The organism is Variovorax sp. GW821-FHT09D07 (assembly GCF_059416345.1).
This window is the reverse complement of the sequence record NZ_JBWKOY010000002.1, coordinates 173,709-189,517: the sequence shown is the minus strand read 5'-3', so window position 1 is coordinate 189,517 and position 15,809 is coordinate 173,709. Positions and strand designations below refer to the sequence as shown.

Here is a 15,809-nt window from a genome sequence, read left to right as displayed (position 1 = left end):
TTCTTCGCCCGTGCGGCCGGTCAGCGCGCGGTACACGCCGGGCGCGGTCGCGCCTTCGGTGCTGAACAGCAGCACGCGCGAGCTGGCGTCGAGGCCGGCGGCGCGCGCCAGTTCGGGGTCGGCCGCGAGCACCTGCAGCGCGGCGAGGCCGGCCGCGCCGGATTCGCCGACCAGCACCGGCACGTCGCCCGCCTCGCCGGTGGCGAAGGTGCGCATCGCGTGCTCGGCGTCGGCATCGGTGACGGTCATGAAGAGATCGACCGAAGGTTGCAGGAAACGCCACGCGAGCGGCGAGGTCTCGCCGCAGGCCAGCCCCGCCATCACCGAATCGACGCTGCCGGTGGCGCGGTCGGGCCGGCCGCTGCGCGCGCTCTGCAGCAGGCAGTCGGCCTGCTCGGGCTCGACGACGATCAGCGTCGGCCGCGCGGCGCCGTAGCGCTCCCAGACATGGCTGGCCACGCCGGCCGCGAGCCCGCCGACGCCGCCCTGCACGATGACGTGGGTGAAGGGGCACGGCGCGCCGGGCGCGGTGTTCTCGAGCAGCTCGTCGACGAGGATGCCGTAGCCCTGCATCACGTCGCGCGGAATCTCTTCGTAGCCTTCGTAGGAGGTGTCGGAGACGACCTCCCAGCCGTTCACCCGGGCCAGGCGCGCGGCCTCCTCGACCGAGGCGTCGTAGTTGCCCGCGATGCGCACGATCTCGGCGCCGAGCGCGGCGATGGGCGCCTCGCGCTCCTCGCTGACCTGCGCGTGCAGCACGATCACGCAGCGGCAGCCCATGCTCTGCGCGGCCGCGGCCAGTGCGCGGCCGTGGTTGCCGTCGGTCGCACTGATGACGACGAAGTCGCGCAGCGCCTCGGCGTGCCGGCCCGCGAACAAGTCGGCCGGTGTCCAGCCTCGCTCGGGCCAGCGGCGCAGCACGAGCCGCAGCAAGGCCACGGGCGCGCCCAGTACCTTGAAGCTGCCGAGCGCGGAGCGGCGCGATTCGTCCTTCACGACCACCTGCGCGACGCCCAGTTGTGCGGCGAGCCGGGGCAGCGGCCACGCCGGCGTCGGCTGCGGCGAGAGCCGGTCCCAGGTGGACAGCCACTGGCGGCTCTCGCGGCCGCGTGCGATGTTCATGATGGCCTGCAGGGCCGCGTCGTAGCCGCGCCGTTGCGCGTGGGGATTGGCGAAGAGCATGGGAAGAAAACCGGAAAAGAAGAATGGATCAGGCGGCGGTGCGCACGGGAAGCCGCTGGCACACGATTTCCGCGAAGTAGCGCGCGCCCGTCGTCAGCACCGCGTCGTTGAAGTCGTAGCGGCCGTTGTGCAGCGGCGTGCCGCCGGGCTCGCCCTCGGCGCCGTTGCCCAGGAAGACGAAGGCCCCCGGCACGGCGCGCAGGAAGGCGCCGAAGTCTTCCGAGATCATCATCGGCGCGACGTTCGCATCGACCTTCCCGGCGCCCACCACGGCCGTGGCGGCGGCCACCGCGGTCGGCACGCATTCGGCCCAGTTCACGGTGGGCGCGAACTCGTGCGTGTAGCTGAAGGTGCAGTCCGCGCCGTGCAGGCGGCAGAGGCCCTCGCTGATCTCGCGCATGCGCGTCTCGAGCATGCGCTGCACGGCCGGGTCGTAGCTGCGCGTGTCGCCCTTGATGACCACGTTCGACGGAATCGCGTTGCGGATGCCGTCGGTGATGAACTCGGTGCACGACACCACGGCCTGCGCGCCGGGGTCGAGCGTGCGCGAGACGATGGTCTGCAGCGCCAGCACGATCTGCGCGCCGATCACGATCGGGTCGATGCCCATGTGCGGCCGCGCGGCATGCGTGCCCCGGCCGTGGATGTGGATGACGAAGTTGTCCTCGCTCGCCATCAGGCCGCCCGTGCGCGTGGCGAAGGTGCCGGCGGGCAGGCCGGGCATGTTGTGCAGACCGTAGATCTCGTCGACCGGAAAGCGCTCGAACAGGCCGTCGTCCATCATGGCCCGGGCGCCACGGCCGTGCTCTTCGGCGGGCTGGAAAATGAAGCGCACGGTGCCGTCGAAATCGCACCGCTCGCGCAGCAGCTGCGCGGCGCCGAGCACCATCGCCATGTGGCCGTCGTGGCCGCAGGCGTGCATGCGCCCGGGCGTGGCGGAGGCGTAGGGCCGCTCGGTCGCCAGCTCGGTAATGGCGAGCGCGTCCATCTCGGCGCGCAGGCCGATCACGCCCGGCCCGCTGCCCACCGTGAGGCTGGCGACCAGCCCGGTGCCGCCGATGCCGGTGTGCACCTCGAGCCCCAGCGCCCGCAGCGCGTTGGCAATGAAGGCCGAGGTCTTCGCCTCCTCGAAGCCGGTCTCGGGCATCGCATGCAGCTGGTGCCGCCAGCCGGCCAGCTGGTCGCGCAGGGGTGCGTCTGGAAACTTCATGGCGAGATGCTATTGACAACGCAGCGGGACAGGTGCGCAAAATGAGCCGCTGCCACGCAATGTTTTTGCGTGGAACCTGCCCTTTCTCATGACACCTCTCGACGCCCTCGACCTGCGCCTGCTCGAACTGATCCAGGCCGACAGCCGCCTCTCGCAGGGCGAGCTGGGCGAGCGCATCCACCTGTCGACGGCGGCGGTGAACCGCCGGCTCAAGCGCCTGCGCGACGAGGGCGTGATCCAGCGCCACGGCGCCGTGCTGTCGCCCGCCGCGCTCGGGCACCCGCTCACCATCGTGGTCGAGGTCGAGGCCGAGAGCGAGCAGATCGAACGGCTCGACGCCATGAAGCAAAGCTTTCGCGACTGCCCGCAGGTGCAGCAGTGCTACTACGTGACGGGCGAGTGGGACTTCATCCTCGTGTGCGTGGTGCGCGACATGGCGCAGTACACCGCGCTCACCCGCCAGCTGTTTTTCCAGAGCAACAACGTCAAGCGCTTTCGCACGCTGGTGACGATGGACCCGGTGAAGGTGAGCCTGGATGTGCCGGTGTCGGCGGGGCCTTGAGCCTGCTCAGCGCGCCGACAGCATCGACCGCAGCATCAGCAGCACCGCGCCGACGATCGGTGCCAGCGCCAGCAACCGACCGGGTTCGAAGGCCAGCCCGGCGATGGCGCCGGTGAAGCAGCCAACCTTGATCCACATCGGCACCGCGCCCCAGCCGCGCCGGTGGGTCACGGCGAGCGCGATCAGGGCGACCCAGCCGATCGCGCCGCCAAGAACAGACAGCGTCCAGCTCAGCAGGTAGAACGCCGAGTCGGCGTCGCGGAACGCGAGCGCGGTGCCCAGGCCGCGCCAGGTGTGCCACCAGCCGTCGAACAGCAGGAAGCCGGTGGCCGAGGCGGCCCACCAGAAGAAGGCGTAGAGGCTGGCCACGCCGGCAAGGGCCGCCAGCCCGCCCAGCAGGCGCCGGGTGATGTCGTCGAAGGGCGCGGGGTCGCGCCAGGTGGCCGTTTGTCCGTGGTCCATGCTCGGAGCTCCATTGGTTCGCAATGGGTCCGACGGTAGGCAGCGAATGTGCGGGCTGGATGAAGCCTGTGTGAAGCGCGGTATCAGGCTGTCGGCGCGTCGGGCGCAATGCCCAGTTCCGCGCACACGCGCCCCAGCAGCGCCTTCAGCGACGCCACCTCGGTCTCGAGCCGCGCCACGTTGGCCTTGAGCGCCGCGACTTCGCCGAGCGAATCGCCGTGCGTGGCGAAGGCGCCGTCGCCCGAGGCGCCCGGCCCCGCCACCTCTTCCGCGGGCGGCCCGCTCAGCAGGTGCGCCCAGCGGCTTTCGCGCGCGCCCGGCAGGCGCGCCAGCTTCACCACCAGCGCGCCGGCCGGGCGTTCGGCGAGTTCGTTGAGGAAGCCCTCGACCGATGAGATGTCGGCGAAGTTGTGCATGCGGTCGCAGGCGATGCGCAGCTCGCCGGCCGTTTGCGGGCCGCGCAGCATCAGCACGGTGAGCAGGATCACCGACTGCGACGGAATGCGCAGCACGCGGTCGATGTTGTGCTCGTAGCGGAAGGCGCGCCCGCCGCTGGTCTCGGCCACGAGGCTGTAGCCCTTCAGGCTGTCGATGGCGGCCTGCACCTGCGACTCGCTGAGTTCGAGCACCGGGTTGCGGCTGGTCTTCTGGTTGCAGCCCGACACCAGCGAATTGAGCGTGAGCGGGTAGCTGTCGGGCACGGTGCGTTGCTTTTCGGCCAGCACACCGAGCACGCGGGTTTCAAGGAGGGACAGGACGGGCAGCGGTGTGGACATGGCTCTGGGAGAAAGGGCAGAAGTGAAAAGGCAACCGGGCCTCAGGGCGCCACCACGGCCAGCATCGGCCCGAGGTCGCGCACGAAGTCGTTGCGCTGCAGTGTCTTCGAATAGATCGCCGACACGGTGCCGTCGAGGTACAACGCGTCGCGGCAATGCAGGACGTCGCGCAAGTACAGCGCGAAGTCGTAAAAATTCACCGGCGTCTCGGAAAGGACGAAGACCGCGGTGGTGCCCGACACGCACACGCCGTTGCGGGTCTTGCGCGAATCCGAATTCGGAATGAGCGCCGGGTGCACCGCGCCGTGGCGCAGCAGCAGCGGGCCCGACTGGGTCGCCAGCTGTACGCCGCCTTTCGCGGCGATCGCCGGGTACTCCGACGCCTCGACGATGCGCGGCCCCTCGGCCGTCACCAGGAACACGCCGTTGGGCTTGCGAAAGAAATTGCCGACGCCGTCGGCCAGATTCAAAGGTGCTTCCTCGCGGCCTTCGCGCACCAGCAGGCCGACGGGGGCGAAGTCGGCGTGGTACATGCCGGCGTTCGCCGCGAACAGCAATTGCTTGTGGCGCGCCTTCAGCCAGGCCTCGAGCCGGTCGAAGCGCTTGAAGGCGGCGCCGGTGTCGTCGCTCAGGAACAGCGCAAGCTTGTCGGTGCGCAGGTCGACCTTGATGACGGTGTAGCGCGGCGGCGCGTCCACGGCGCCGGCGGCGGACCACGCCAGGCCGGCGAGCAGGAAGACCAGCGCAGGCAGCAGCAGTTTTTTCATGCGACGACCTGGGCTGCCCTTTTCTTGCTCAGCCGCCGTTGATGCGTGCGACCAGCGCCTTCGTGAAGGCCGCCGTGCCGGCGCTGCCGCCGAGGTCGCCGGTGCGCACGTTGTCCAGGTTGAGCGTCTGGTCGATGGCGGTGCGCAGGCGCGTGGCCAGCTCGGGCCGCTTGACGTGGTCGAGCATGAGCGCGGCCGCCAGCAGCAGCGCGGTCGGGTTGGCGATGCCCTTGCCGGCGATGTCGGGGGCCGAGCCGTGCACGGCCTCGAAGATCGCGGCGTTGGTGCCGATGTTGGCGCCGGGCGCCATGCCCAGGCCGCCGACCAGGCCGGCCACGAGATCCGAGAGGATGTCGCCGAACAGGTTGGTGGTCACCAGCATGTCGAACTGCCAGGGGTTGAGCACCAGCTTCATCGCGCAGGCGTCGATGATCACGGTGTCGAGCTCGAACTGGCCCTTGTACTTCTCTTCGTACAGGTCGAGGCCTGTCTCCAGGAAGATGCCGGTGAGCGCCTTCATGATGTTGGCCTTGTGCACCAGCGTGACCTTCTTGCGGCCGGTGGCCACGGCGGTGTCGAACGCGTATTCGAGGATGCGCCGGCTGCCCTTGCGGGTGTTGACGCCGGTGGCCATGGCCACGGCGTGCGGGTCGCCGTCGATGGGCACGTAGTGCTCGTGGCCGATGTACAGGCCCTCGAGGTTCTCGCGCACCACGGTCAGGTCGATGTTGTCGTAGCGCCCGCCCGGAATGATGGTGCGTGCGGGGCGCAGGTTGGCGTACAGCTGGAACTCCTCGCGCAGGCGCACGTTCGACGAGCGGTAACCGCCGCCCGAGGGGGTTTCGAGCGGGCCCTTGAGCGCAAGGCGGGTGCTGCGGATGCTGTCCAGCGTGGCCTTGGGCAGCGGGTCGCCCGAAGCCTTGACGCCGCCCAGGCCGGCGATCTGGGTGTCCCACACGAAAGGCGCCTTCAGCGCGTCGAGCGCCGCCAGGGTCGCGTCGACGATCTCGGGGCCGATGCCGTCGCCGGGGATGAGGGTTGCGGGGGTCGAGGTGGTCATCGGCGGCGGCTCACTTTCAGTAAAGAGGCTGCGAGCATACGTCGCACGGGCGACACCCCCGCGGCCTTCGGGGTCACTCCGGGTACCCCGCGGCCGAGGTGAGCAGCCCCATGGCGGCGGCCGCGGGACGGGCCGCCTAAAATGCCCGGTTCCCGGACGCGGCCCCTGGCCGCCTCCACGGGCCCCGCGCCCCTTCCGTTCGTCACTCCCGAAAGCGCCCTCCCCGATGTCCGCCCCGCGCAAGCTCTTCGTCACCACCGCCCTGCCGTATGCCAACGGCAAGTTCCACATCGGCCACATGATGGAATACATCCAGGCCGACATCTGGGTGCGGAACCAGCGAATGAATGGCGCCGACGTCAACTTCGTGTGCGCCGACGACGCGCACGGCGCGGCCATCACCATCGCGGCCGACAAGGCCGGCGTGACGCCGCAGGCCTTCGTGGCCGAGATCGCCGCGGGCCGCAAGCCCTACCTCGATGGCTACCACATCGCCTTCGACAACTGGCACTCGACCGACGCGCCCGAGAACCACCAGCTGGCGCAGGACATCTACCGCGACCTGCGCGCCAACGGCCTCATCGAGACCAAGAGCGTCGAGCAGTTCTACGACCCGGCCAAGGGCATGTTCCTGGCCGACCGCTTCATCAAGGGCGAGTGCCCCAACTGCCACTCGAAGGACCAGTACGGCGACAACTGCGAGGTGTGCGGCGCCGTGTACGCGCCCACCGAGCTGATCAACCCCTACTCGGCGCTGTCGGGCGCCAAGCCCGAGCTGCGCAGCTCGGAGCACTTCTTCTTCAAGCTGTCGGACCCGCGCTGCGAGGCCTACCTGAAGGAATGGACCGCCGCCCCTGGCCACGTGCAGCCCGAGGTGCAGAACAAGATCCGCGAGTGGCTCTACAAGGACGACGAAGGCAAGGGCGGCCTGGGCGACTGGGACATCAGCCGCGACGCGCCCTACTTCGGCATCGAGATCCCCGATGCGCCGGGCAAGTACTTCTACGTGTGGCTCGACGCGCCCGTGGGCTACCTGGCCTCGCTGAAGAACCTGCTGGACAAGCGCTGCATCGAACTGGGCGGCGACGGCATCTCGTACACCGAGTACATGGCCGACCCCGAGCTGGAGCAGGTGCACTTCATCGGCAAGGACATCATCACCTTCCACACGCTGTTCTGGCCCGCGATGCTGCATTTCAGCGGCCGCAAGGCGCCCAACGCCGTGTACGTGCACGGCCACCTGACGGTGAGCGGCGAGAAGATGAGCAAGAGCCGCGGCACCGGCATCGACCCGCTCAAGTACCTGTCGATCGGGCTCGACCCCGAGTGGCTGCGCTACTACATCGCCGCCAAGCTCAACGGCCGCAACGAGGACATCGACTTCAACCCCGACGACTTCGTGGCGCGCGTGAACAGCGACCTCGTGGGCAAGTACATCAACATCGCCAGCCGCGCGGCCGGCTTCATCGGCAAGCGCTTCGGCGGCCAGCTGGGTGCGGTGTCGGCCGACGGCGAAACGCTGTTGTCCACGCTGCGCGCTGCGGCCACGCAGGTGCAGTCGCTGTACGACGGCCGCGACTACGCCCGCGCGCTGCGCGAGGTGATGGCGCTGGCCGACAAGGTGAACGAGTACGTCGACCAGAACAAGCCCTGGGAACTGGCCAAGAAGGAAGGCGCCGAGGCGCGCCTGCACGACGTGTGCACGGTGTGTATCGAGGCCTTCCGCCTGCTCACGCTGTACCTCAAGCCCGTGCTGCCGGCGCTGGCCGTGAACGTCGAGGCCTTCCTGAAGATCGCGCCACTGACCTGGGCCGACGCCGCCCAGGCCCTGCCGGCCGGCCACGCCATCGGCGACTACAAGCACCTGATGCAGCGCGCCGACCCCAAGCAGGTCGACAAGCTGTTCGACGTGCCCGAAGCCGCCGCAGCCGCACCTGTCGCCGCGGAAGCGCAGGAGCTGCCCGGCGGCGAAGCCATCGCGCCGACCATCACCATCGACGACTTCGCGAAGATCGACCTGCGCATCGCGAAGATCGTGGCCTGCGAAAAGGTCGAGGGCTCGACCAAGCTGCTGCGCCTGACGCTCGACGCCGGCGAAGGCAAGACGCGCAACGTGTTCAGCGGCATCGCCTCGGCCTACCAGCCGGAGCAGCTCGTGGGCAAGCTCACGGTGCTGGTCGCCAACCTCGCGCCGCGCAAGATGAAGTTCGGCGTCAGCGAAGGCATGGTGCTGGCCGCGAGCCACGGCGACGAAAAGGCCCACCCGGGCATCCACGTGCTCGAGCCCTGGGCGGGCGCGACGCCGGGCATGCGCGTGCGCTGACCCGACCACGCAAAGAAGAACTAGCCGAACTTGTTGTTCAACACGAGGTCGGCGAACACCTTGCCGCCCACCGAGATGTGGTCGCGCATCGCCTCCGCGGCGTTGTCCGCGTGGCCTTTGAGAATCCACTCCACCACCCGTTCGTGCTCCCGCTGTGAAGCGGCGAGCCGGCCGGGCTTCTCGAACATCCGCCCGCGGTAGGCCGAGATGCGCAGCCGCACGGTCTGCGCCTGCTCCACGATGAAGGGGTTGCCGCTGGCGCGGTAGATCACGTCGTGCAGCGCGGCGTTGGCCTGCTGGTAGGCCTCGGCGTCGTCGGCCTGCGCCTGCGCGGCGGTGCCGGCCAGGGCACGCAGCAGCTCCTCGCGCAGCGCCGGGCCGATGCGCAGCGCGGCCAGCCGCGCCAGCACGCCTTCGAGCTCGCCGAGCGCTTCCATCATCGCCACCAGTTCGTTCGCCCGCAGCTGGCGCACGTAGATGCCGGTGCGCGGAACGATGTCGACCAACCCACGCGCGCTGAGCAGCAGCAGCGCCTCGCGCACCGGCGTGCGCGAGGTGTTGAAGCTCAGGGCCAGGGCCTTTTCGTCGATGGCCATGCCGGGCGACAGCACGCCGCCCAGGATGTCTTGTTCGAGCCGGGCGCGGATGCGGTCCTGCAGGCTGTGGGTGTCGAGGGTTTTCGCGGGTTGCATGGCGATCTGGATATTAGCTAACCTTACAGATATATCAATTCATCTGTTTGGTACATCAATGTCTCCCACCCTCGCGATCGACGGCCACGTGGCCTACCTGACGCTGCACCGTCCCCAGGCCGCCAACAAGCTCACGCCGGACGATCTTCCCGTGCTGATCCAGCATGTGGACACAGTGAACCGCACGCCCGAGGTGCTGGTGCTGGTCCTGCGCGCCGAGGGCAAGTACTTCTGCAGCGGATTTGATATATCAGAGGTGGCCACCCAGAGCCAGACCGAGGGCCGCAGCTTCGGCGAGATGGTCGATGTGTTCGAAAACTGCCGCGCCGTCACCATCGCGGCGGTGCACGGCGGCGTCTACGGCGGCGCGACCGACCTCGTGCTGGCCTGCGACTTCCGCGTGGGCGCCCGCAGCGCCGAAATGTTCATGCCCGCCGCGCGGCTCGGCCTGCACTACTACCAGAGCGGCATGGAGCGCTACGTGTCGCGGCTGGGGCTGGACACGGCCAAGCGCCTGTTCCTCACCGCCGAGAAGCTCGACGGCGCCGCCATGCGCGACTGCGGCTTTCTCACGCAGCTGGTCGACGACGCCGCCGCGCTCGACGCCGAGGTGCAGCGCCTGCACACCGTGCTCGCCGGCATGGCGCCGCTGGCGCTGCTGGGCATGAAGAAGCACCTGAACCAGATCGCGCGCGGCACCGCCGACGCTACCGAGATCTCGCGCGAGGTGCAGCGCACCGTCGCCTCAGAAGACCTCGCCGAGGGCGGCCGGGCCTGGCGCGAGAAGCGCACGCCGGTGTTCCAGGGCCGCTGAGCGCGCCCGCCCCTTCCCCACACAAGACCCAGGAGACAAACCCATGAAGCAAGAACTGCGAGCCCTCTCGTTCGCCGCCGCCGCGCTGCTGGCCTCGGCCGGCGCACTGGCCGACACCTACCCCTCGCGCCCGATCACGCTGCTGGTCGGCTTCCCCGCCGGCGGCGGCGCCGACACGGTGGCGCGCATCGTCGGCGACAAGCTGGGCAAGCTGCTCGGCCAGCCGATCGTCATCGACAACAAGCCGGGCGCCGGCACCACCATCGCGTCCGACCAGGTCGCGCGCGCCGCGCCCGACGGCTACACGCTGCTGCTGGGCAGCGCCAACCTCTACGGCAGCGACAAGCTGCTCTACAAGAGCGTGAAGTACGACGGTGCCAAGAGCTTCGTGCCGATCTCGCGCTGGAGCTCCGCGCCGATGCTGCTCGCCGTGAACAAGGACGTGAGCGCCAAGACCGTGCAGGCGCTGATCGCCGAAGCGCGGCAGAACCCCGGCAAGCTGGCGTACTCGTCCTCGGGCGCCGGCGTGGTGACGCACCTGGCGGGCCTGTCGTTCGAGAAGGCGGCCGGCGTGCAGATGCTGCACGTGCCGTACAAGGGCGGCGCGCCGTCGATCCAGGCCGTGGCCGCGGGCGACGTGCAGCTCACCTTCGGCACGCCGCCCTCGGTGCTGCCGATGGCGCAGGGCCAGAAGCTGCGCGTGCTGGCCGTCACCTCGGGCCAGCGCTCGCCGCTCTTTCCCGATGTGCCCAGCGTGGCCGAGGCCGGCGTGAAAGGCTACGACTACACCTTCTGGTTCGGCCTCTTCGGTCCGGCCGGCCTGCCGCCGGAGGTGGCGCAGAAGCTGTTCGACGCCAGCGTGGCAGCGCTGAACGACCCCGAGGTCAAGGCGCGGATGGAGAAGTCGGGCAACGAGTCGGCGCCGTCGAAGTCGCTGGCCGAATTCCGCGCCTGGGCCTTGGCCGAAGGCGCGAAGTCGAAGGAACTCACCGAGCGCTCGGGCGCGAGCGTCGAATGAGCCCGCACGCACCCAAGGCAGGCCCGCTGCAGGGCTTCACCGTCATCGACCTCACGCGCGTGCTCGCGGGCCCGTACTGCACGCTGCTGCTCGCCGACCTGGGCGCGCGCGTCATCAAGGTGGAACAACCCGGCCTGGGCGACGACGCGCGGCAGATCGGCCCCTTCGTCGAAGGCGACTCGGCCTACTTCATGTCGGTCAACCGCAACAAGGAGTCGATCGCGCTCGACCTGAAAGCGTCGGCCGACCGCGCGGTCTTCGAGCAGCTGCTGGCCACGGCCGACGTGCTGGTCGAGAACTTCCGGCCCGGCACGATGGAAAAGCTGGGCTACGGCTGGCCGACGCTGCATGCGCGCTTTCCGAAACTCGTGTTCACCTCGGTCTCGGGCTTCGGCCAGACCGGGCCCTACAGCAGGCGCCCCGCCTACGACATGGTGGTGCAGGCGATGGGCGGCATCATGAGCCTCACCGGCCACCCGGGCGCGCCGCCGACGCGCGTGGGCGTGTCGATCGGCGACCTCGGCGCCGGCCTGTACGCGGCCGTCGGCACGCAGGCCGCGCTGCTGCAGCGCGGGCGCACGGGCGTGGGCGACCGGGTCGACGTGGCCATGCTCGACTGCCAGGTCGCGCTGCTCGAGAACGCGATCTCGCGCATGGAGGCCGAAGGCCGCGCGCCGGGACCGATCGGTTCGCGGCATCCGTCGATCACGCCCTTCGACGTGTTCCGCGCGGCCGACGGCTGGTTCGTGATCGCGGCGGGCAACGACCCGCTGTTCCAGCGCCTGTGCACTGCGCTCGAGCTGCCCGCGCTCGCCGGGGACGCGCGCTTTGCCACCAACCCGGCGCGCTGCCAGCACCACGAGGCGCTGAAGCAGTTGCTCGAAGAGCGCCTGTCGACCGCGCCCTGCGCGCACTGGCAGGCGCTGCTGATGCAGCACAACATCCCCACCGGCGACTACAACGACGTGGCGGCGGTGGTGAACGACCCGCAGGTGCAGGCGCGCGAGATGCTGGTGCAGGTGCGCACGCAGGGCGGCCAGCCGCTCACGGTGGCGGGCAACCCGGTGCACGTCGGCGGGCTGCGTACGCAGGTGCGGCGGCAACCGCCACGGCTGGATCAGGACCGCGAGGCGATCCTGGCGTCACTCGCCCGATCCAGCGCTGCGGGTGCAGAATCCGCCCATGCAACGCAGTGACCGCCTCCGCCCCCTCGTCCTTTCCGCGCTCGGCCTCGCGGGTGCGCTGCTGCTGAGCGGCTGCGCGGTGGTCAGCGTCGCGAGCACCGCCGTGAGCGTGGGCGCCGGCGCAGTCGGCCTCGCGGTCGATGCCGCCATCGGCACCGCGCGCATCACCGGCAAGGTGGTGGGCGCGACGGCCGACGCGGTGATTCCCGACAGCAAGGACTGAGGGCCGTTCAGCGCGGCAAGCCGAGCGCCGCGAGGTGCGCAGGCGTGTGCTGCGCTTTTTCCTTGCGCACGAAGGCCGAGCGCAGCGTCGCGTGCGGCTCGGCCGGATCGAAGAAATTGCGCCGCATGTGCGCCAGCTCCTCGTCGCGGTACGCCTGCAGCGGCTTGACCGCTTCGTCGCGCACACGCGCCGCCTGCTTGTCCGCCAGGCGCGCGGCCAGGTCCGGCGATGCCGCCAGTTGCGCGGCCAGCCGGCCGACCTCGTCACCCAGCTCTTCCGGCGCGGCCTGCAGCACGCGCTGCGCCAGGCCCAGCGCCACCGCGCGCTTGGCGCTCACGGGCAGCGCCGACTGCGTCAGCCGCGCGGCCTCGTCGGCGCCCACGCGGCGCGGCAGGCTGTAGGTCCAGTATTCGGAGCCGTGCAGGCCCATGAGCTTGTAGTGCGGGTTGAGCACCACGCCGTCGCGGCACCACACCTCGTCGGCCGCGAGCGCGAGCATCACGCCGCCGGCCGCGGCATTGCCGCCCAGCGCGGCCACAGTGAGGCGGTCGGTGGTGGTGAGCACGGCCTCGACCAGGTCGTTCATCGCGTGGATGTTGGCCCACGACTCTTCGGCCGGATCGGCCGCCGCCTCGATCACGTTCAGATGGATGCCGTTGGAGAAGAAGTCGCGCAGCCCGCCGAGCACCAGCACCGAGGTCGGCCGGGTGCAGGCGAAGCGGTAGGCCGACAGCAGACGCCGGCATTGCGCGGTGCTCATGGCCCCGCCCGCGAACGAGAAGTTCAGCACGCCGACCGGCCCGTGCTCGCGGTAGCGGATGTCGGTCCACGTGCGGCGGCCGGCGGGCAACTCGAGCGGCGCGGCCACCTCGGGCAGGCCGGCGGGCAGCCGCGCGCCCAGTGCCTCGACGGCCGGCAGCTTGTAGCTCGGCAGGCCGGAACCCGGCTCACGCCAGGGCCGCAGCTGGGTGAGCCAGACCGCGCCGTCGACGGTGGCGCGGCAGACGGCGCCGGCGCGGGTGGCGATCAGTTCGCCGGGCGTGCCGCGCAGCTCGTCCTCGGCATGGCCGCCGTGCAGGTACCACGCCGCGCCCAGCAGCTCGTCGAGCACGCCGGGCTGCGAATCGGCCGCGCGCAGCTGCCGCAGCACCGATTCGGTGGTCTGCGTGGCCCAGTCGATGCGGCGCTCGGCCTGCTTCATGAAGGGCCGCCAGCCGGCGGCGAGGTCGGCCGCCTTCTGCCGCTTCGGCTTGTAGGTGCCCGAGGCGAAACGCTCGACGGCCAGCAGCACGGCGTCGACGGCGGCATCGGCCACCTCGCCGCGGTAGAGGTCGCTCTTGCCTGCCTGCGGCGGCACCTTCAGCGGCGACCAGGCCCAGACATCGCCCGCGTCCATCTCGGCCACCGCCTCGAGCACGGTGACGCCCCAGCTGTCGACGCCGCCTTGCAGCGTCCGGTCGAGCGAGGACGGGCCCCGGTCGCCGGGCGGGCCCGGATGCACGATCAGGCAGGTGTGGGCGCGCCAGACATCCTCGGGAATCGCCGTGGTCAGCATCGGCGCGATGACGAGCGCGGGCGCGTGCTGGCGCACCGCCTCGCGCAAGGCCTCGTCGTCGCCGAGCGCCAGCACGATGCCCGCGGTGTGGCCCCGGTCCTGGAGCTCGGCCAGCACGCGCTGCGTGAGGCTGTTGAACGCGCTCGCGACGAGCAGGATGTGCATGGCGACCTCATTGACGTTTGTTTCAAAACGTCAAAAATGTATCTGCCAGCCTCGCCGCCGATAAGCTGACTGAAAGTACTCACCGCCGGGAAATCGCCGGGCCGCCGCGACGGCCGGGCCACAATGACCGCACATGTCGTCGCCGCTGAACCTCACCCGCTTTCGCCCCCGCCTGCTGGACACGATGGCCGGCTACGACCGGGGGCGGTTCCTGGGAGACCTCGGCGCGGGCGCCACGGTAGGCATCGTCGCGCTGCCGTTGGCCATGGCCTTCGCCATCGCCTCGGGGCTCAAGCCCGAGGCCGGCATCTGGACGGCGATCATCGCGGGCTTCCTGATCTCGCTGCTGGGCGGCTCGGCCGTGCAGATCGGCGGCCCGGCGGGCGCGTTCATCGTGATCGTCTACGGCATCGTCGAGCGCTACGGCGTGGCCAACCTGCTGATCGCCACTGCCTGCGCGGGCGTGCTGCTGTTCATGGCGGGGCTGTTCGGGCTCGGGCGGCTGGTGCGCTTCGTGCCGCTGTCGATCGTGGTGGGCTTCACCAACGGCATCGCGGTGCTGATCCTGCTGTCGCAGCTCAAGGACTTGCTCGGCCTCACGGTGGAGCGCATGCCAGCCGACGTGTTCTCGCAGCTGCACGCGATGGCGCTGCGGCTGGACACCTTCAACCCGCATGCCTTCGCGCTCGGGCTGGCCTGCGTGCTCGGCCTGCTGGCGTGGTCGCGGCTGTTTCGCGGCGACTCGGCGCTGGCGCGCGCGGTGCAGCGCGTGGGCGGGCGGTGGGTGCAGACGCGACCGGTGCAGATCGTCGGGCGCATCCCGGGGCCGATCGTCGCGCTGGTGTCGCTCACGCTGGTGTCGTGGGGCTTCGCGCTGCCGGTGGAGACCATCGGCACGCGCTTCGGCGGCATTCCCGAGGGCGTGCCGGCCTTCGCGCTGCCCGATTTCTCGTGGGAGACCGTCAAGCAGCTGGTGACGCCGACGCTGACCATCGCGCTGCTCGGCGCCATCGAGTCGCTGCTGTGTGCGCGCGTGGCCGACCAGGTCAGCGGCCAGCCGCGCCACGACCCGAACCAGGAGCTGATGGCGCAGGGCATCGCCAACCTGGTCACGCCCTTCTTCGGCGGCATGCCGGCCACGGGCACCATCGCGCGCACCGTGACCAACATCCGCTCCGGCGGCAGTTCGCCCATTGCGGGCATCGTGCATGCGGTCACGCTGCTGGTCGTGGTGCTGCTGGCGGCGCCGCTGGCGCGCCATGTGCCGCTCGCGGTGCTGGCGGGCATCCTGGTGTTCGTGGGGCTGAACATGGGCGAATGGCGCGAGTTCACGCCCGGCCAGCTGCGCCACTTCAGCCGCCACTACCGCCTGCTGATGCTCGGCACCTTCTTCCTCACGGTGGTGTTCGACCTCACGGTGGCGGTGCAGGTGGGCATCGTGCTGGCGTGTGCGCTCTTCATCCGGCGCATGAGCGGGCTGTTCAGCGTCGAGCTGGTGACGCTGCAACCGCCGGTGCTCACCTACCGGCTGTACGGCGCCATGTTCTTCGGCGCGGCGGCCAAGCTCGACGAAGCAGTGAACGCCGCGGAGCGCGCACCGCGCGGCATGACGGTGGTGCTGGACGCCACGCACCTGATCTACATCGATGCCACCGGCGTCGATGCGCTGCGGCAGTTGCACCGCGCGGTGCTGGCGCGCGACGGGCTGCTGCGCATCGAGTCGCTGCAGCCGCAGCCGCTCGAGGTGCTGGAGCGCTCGGGCTTCGCCGAGGAATTGACGACGGGCCAGCCCGGCGCGTCGCACGGCGCGTAGCTG

14 protein-coding genes and 1 pseudogene are annotated in these 15,809 nt (G+C 70.2%); 7 read left to right on the top strand and 8 right to left on the bottom strand.

Annotated elements, in window-relative coordinates:
* Nucleotides 1-9: 9 nt before the first annotated feature.
* Nucleotides 10-1,182 (bottom strand): annotated as a pseudogene (locus AC07OX_RS07150) (diaminopropionate ammonia-lyase); the annotation flags it as partial.
* Nucleotides 1,183-1,210: 28 nt separating this feature from the next.
* Entirely contained in the window at nucleotides 1,211-2,392 is a 1,182-nt protein-coding gene (locus AC07OX_RS07145; RefSeq protein ID WP_495260793.1) for a M20 aminoacylase family protein, read from the bottom strand.
* A gap of 88 nt (nucleotides 2,393-2,480) precedes the next feature.
* On the opposite strand from AC07OX_RS07145, the gene AC07OX_RS07140 reads away from it, so the two are divergent.
* The gene (locus AC07OX_RS07140) at nucleotides 2,481-2,954 is read left to right on the top strand and encodes an Lrp/AsnC family transcriptional regulator (protein ID WP_354343049.1); all 474 of its coding nucleotides are present in this window, start codon (nucleotides 2,481-2,483) and stop codon (nucleotides 2,952-2,954) included.
* Between the two features lie 6 nt (nucleotides 2,955-2,960).
* On the opposite strand, the gene AC07OX_RS07135 is transcribed toward AC07OX_RS07140, so the two are convergent.
* The 4 genes from AC07OX_RS07135 to AC07OX_RS07120 all read right to left on the bottom strand — a co-directional run bounded on the left by AC07OX_RS07135 (nucleotide 2,961) and on the right by AC07OX_RS07120 (nucleotide 6,019).
* Nucleotides 2,961-3,416, bottom strand: coding sequence for a hypothetical protein (locus AC07OX_RS07135; protein ID WP_495260794.1), 456 nt, complete (start codon nucleotides 3,414-3,416; stop codon nucleotides 2,961-2,963).
* 83 nt (nucleotides 3,417-3,499) lie between these two features.
* Nucleotides 3,500-4,192, bottom strand: a complete 693-nt coding sequence (locus tag AC07OX_RS07130; protein WP_495260795.1) for a YceH family protein — start codon at nucleotides 4,190-4,192, stop codon at nucleotides 3,500-3,502.
* Nucleotides 4,193-4,233: 41 nt separating this feature from the next.
* Nucleotides 4,234-4,959, bottom strand: a complete 726-nt coding sequence (locus AC07OX_RS07125) for a phosphodiester glycosidase family protein (protein WP_495260796.1) — start codon at nucleotides 4,957-4,959, stop codon at nucleotides 4,234-4,236.
* Between the two features lie 28 nt (nucleotides 4,960-4,987).
* Entirely contained in the window at nucleotides 4,988-6,019 is a 1,032-nt protein-coding gene (locus tag AC07OX_RS07120) for an isocitrate/isopropylmalate dehydrogenase family protein (RefSeq protein WP_495260797.1), read from the bottom strand.
* Between the two features lie 226 nt (nucleotides 6,020-6,245).
* Between AC07OX_RS07120 and metG the strand changes: the two genes are divergently transcribed.
* Nucleotides 6,246-8,342: a methionine--tRNA ligase gene (gene metG / locus AC07OX_RS07115; protein ID WP_495260798.1), complete on the top strand. Its 2,097-nt coding sequence runs from the start codon at nucleotides 6,246-6,248 to the stop codon at nucleotides 8,340-8,342.
* 20 nt (nucleotides 8,343-8,362) lie between these two features.
* On the opposite strand, the gene AC07OX_RS07110 is transcribed toward metG, so the two are convergent.
* Nucleotides 8,363-9,034, bottom strand: coding sequence for a GntR family transcriptional regulator (locus tag AC07OX_RS07110; RefSeq protein WP_062478945.1), 672 nt, complete (start codon nucleotides 9,032-9,034; stop codon nucleotides 8,363-8,365).
* Between the two features lie 58 nt (nucleotides 9,035-9,092).
* Here AC07OX_RS07110 and AC07OX_RS07105 point away from each other — a divergent pair, with 58 nt between their 5' ends.
* Genes AC07OX_RS07105 through AC07OX_RS07090 form a run of 4 tightly spaced genes read left to right on the top strand, consistent with a single transcriptional unit; the run spans nucleotide 9,093 to nucleotide 12,273 of the window.
* Nucleotides 9,093-9,848, top strand: a complete 756-nt coding sequence (locus tag AC07OX_RS07105; protein WP_495260799.1) for an enoyl-CoA hydratase/isomerase family protein — start codon at nucleotides 9,093-9,095, stop codon at nucleotides 9,846-9,848.
* A 43-nt stretch (nucleotides 9,849-9,891) separates the two neighbouring features.
* Nucleotides 9,892-10,866: a Bug family tripartite tricarboxylate transporter substrate binding protein gene (locus AC07OX_RS07100; protein ID WP_062478940.1), complete on the top strand. Its 975-nt coding sequence runs from the start codon at nucleotides 9,892-9,894 to the stop codon at nucleotides 10,864-10,866.
* Nucleotides 10,863-12,062: a CaiB/BaiF CoA transferase family protein gene (locus tag AC07OX_RS07095; RefSeq protein WP_495260800.1), complete on the top strand. Its 1,200-nt coding sequence runs from the start codon at nucleotides 10,863-10,865 to the stop codon at nucleotides 12,060-12,062. Before AC07OX_RS07100 ends, AC07OX_RS07095 begins: the two co-directional genes overlap by 4 nt.
* Nucleotides 12,049-12,273 carry a hypothetical protein gene (locus AC07OX_RS07090; RefSeq protein ID WP_495260801.1) on the top strand — a complete coding sequence of 75 codons (225 nt, stop codon included), beginning with the start codon at nucleotides 12,049-12,051 and terminating at the stop codon, nucleotides 12,271-12,273. Before AC07OX_RS07095 ends, AC07OX_RS07090 begins: the two co-directional genes overlap by 14 nt.
* A gap of 7 nt (nucleotides 12,274-12,280) precedes the next feature.
* Here the strand turns inward: AC07OX_RS07090 and AC07OX_RS07085 are convergent, their stop codons facing one another.
* Nucleotides 12,281-13,993, bottom strand: coding sequence for a hydrogenase maturation protein (locus AC07OX_RS07085; protein WP_495260802.1), 1,713 nt, complete (start codon nucleotides 13,991-13,993; stop codon nucleotides 12,281-12,283).
* A 133-nt stretch (nucleotides 13,994-14,126) separates the two neighbouring features.
* On the opposite strand from AC07OX_RS07085, the gene AC07OX_RS07080 reads away from it, so the two are divergent.
* Nucleotides 14,127-15,806 carry a SulP family inorganic anion transporter gene (locus tag AC07OX_RS07080; protein WP_495260803.1) on the top strand — a complete coding sequence of 560 codons (1,680 nt, stop codon included), beginning with the start codon at nucleotides 14,127-14,129 and terminating at the stop codon, nucleotides 15,804-15,806.
* The last annotated feature ends 3 nt before the right edge of the window (nucleotides 15,807-15,809 follow it).